Here is a 1866-nt window from a genome sequence, read left to right as displayed (position 1 = left end):
TCTGGCGCGATTCTCTAATAAGAGAAGTGTCTTTCTTTATGATTTGAGCCATATAGTGGAATAACATATTGTGAATATGATGGAAATTTGAAATAATTGTTACCAAGCTAAAGGGGAGCATTATTGAATAATAGAATTCCAAAATTTTAAAGGTAATAGGTGATATGATGATACGTACGTTTAGATTAGATGATGTAGATTACATTATTAACTCACACTATAAGCTCTACAATAGGGAGTTTAATTACGATTTATCTTTCCGAGATTTTATTGAAGATAAAGTAAAGGGTTTTATAAAAAGGTCTAATAATAAAGAAAACATTTGGATTTTGGAAATCCAAGGTAAACAAAATGGCTCTATAGGTATTAATAAAATTAATGAGGATACTGCTCAGTTGGGATTATTTCTTGTTGAAACCAATGTAAGAGGTTCTGGTTATGGACAACAGTTGGTACAAACAGCTATTGATTTTTGTAAGAAATCAGGTTTCAATAATATCATCCTCTGGACAAACAGTGAACTCACATCAGCAAGACGAATCTATGAGAAAAATGGATTTGAATTAAAGGAAACTCGAATTCAAACGTTGTCTAACAAAGAAATTATCGAAGAACAATGGGAGTTAACTATTTAATCTAGATTTAAAAATACTTACTCAAGTAAAGAGGGCTTTAATCGAAGGTCCCCTATTGAGGTGATCATTCACTAATAATAATCTTCCAAAATATGGCACATTAATTCAAGAAGGAATTATAAGAAATCTATTTTAAAATAGAATGGAGTTTTTATATGAAAAAAGTAATTTTAGCAGGGGGAACAGGATTTATCGGTGACTATTTTAAAAATAAATTTAAGGAATTAGGATATGAGGTATATATCATATCAAGGCAAAAACAACATATTTCTTGGGAAGATAAATTAGAGATTATAGAGGCATTAGAAGATACTGAACTTCTTATCAATCTTGCTGGAAAATCTGTGAATTGTAGATATAATGAAGAAAATAAGAATGAAATTATGAATTCAAGGATTAGGACCACTACAATACTTGGAGAGTCCATACAGGCATGTAAGAATCCACCTAAGATTTGGATGAATTCCAGTACGGCAACCATTTATCGACACGCAGAAGACCTTCCAATGACAGAGGAAAATGGAGAGATTGGTACTGGATTCTCCGTTAATGTTGCAACAAACTGGGAGAAAACCTTCTTTTCCTTTGACTTACCAAAAACAAGGCAAATCGCCTTACGTATAGCTATAGTATTAGGTAAGAACGGCGGAGTAATGACACCTTATCGAAATTTAGTGAAATTTGGACTTGGAGGTGTTCAGGGAACGGGAAACCAAAAGTTTAGTTGGATACATATAGAGGATTTGTTTCAAATTGTTCTCTTTTTGAACAATAAAGAAGAACTAAGTGGTGTTTTTAATTGCTCTTCACCAAAACCTGTTAGTAATCGTCAATTAATGAAGGACCTAAGAAAAACGATGAATGTTCCATTCGGTTTACCTTCTCCCAAATGGATGTTGGAGATTGGCTCACTGCTAATTAAAACTGAAACAGAATTGGTATTAAAAAGTCGGTGGGTTCTTCCAGAACGGTTAGAACGTGAAGGTTACACGTTTACCTTTAAGGCACTTGATAAGACCTTGTACGACGTTTTAAAAAATTGAAATCTTCTACAAATAAAATTGTTAAGAGATACACTTAAAGTAACAGTAGCTTTAGTTGAACAAAGAGAGAGTTTCTTAACAATGGGATGATTTGGATAGAAAGCTCACATAACTAAAGCTTACTTCACTAACAGGGGCTTTTCTGGATGACCGATTGATTCTAAAATATAAATAACGATCTTCCACAA

The 1866-nt window shown here is 32.7% G+C and carries 2 protein-coding genes; both read left to right on the top strand.

Annotation, left to right across the window (positions count from 1 at the left end):
• Nucleotides 1-167 precede the first annotated feature (167 nt).
• A complete protein-coding gene (locus Q5Y73_RS24480; protein WP_305994543.1) occupies nucleotides 168-635 on the top strand; it encodes a GNAT family N-acetyltransferase in 468 nt (155 codons plus the stop codon).
• Between the two features lie 155 nt (nucleotides 636-790).
• On the top strand, nucleotides 791-1678 hold the full coding sequence (locus Q5Y73_RS24475) for a TIGR01777 family oxidoreductase (RefSeq protein WP_305994542.1): 888 nt from the start codon (nucleotides 791-793) through the stop codon (nucleotides 1676-1678).
• Nucleotides 1679-1866: the final 188 nt, after the last annotated feature.

This window comes from Chengkuizengella axinellae (assembly GCF_030730905.1).
GTDB lineage: Bacteria > Bacillota > Bacilli > Paenibacillales > KCTC-33759 > Chengkuizengella > Chengkuizengella axinellae.
The sequence above is the reverse complement of the archived record's forward strand: the minus strand, read 5'-3'. Positions and strand labels throughout refer to the sequence as shown.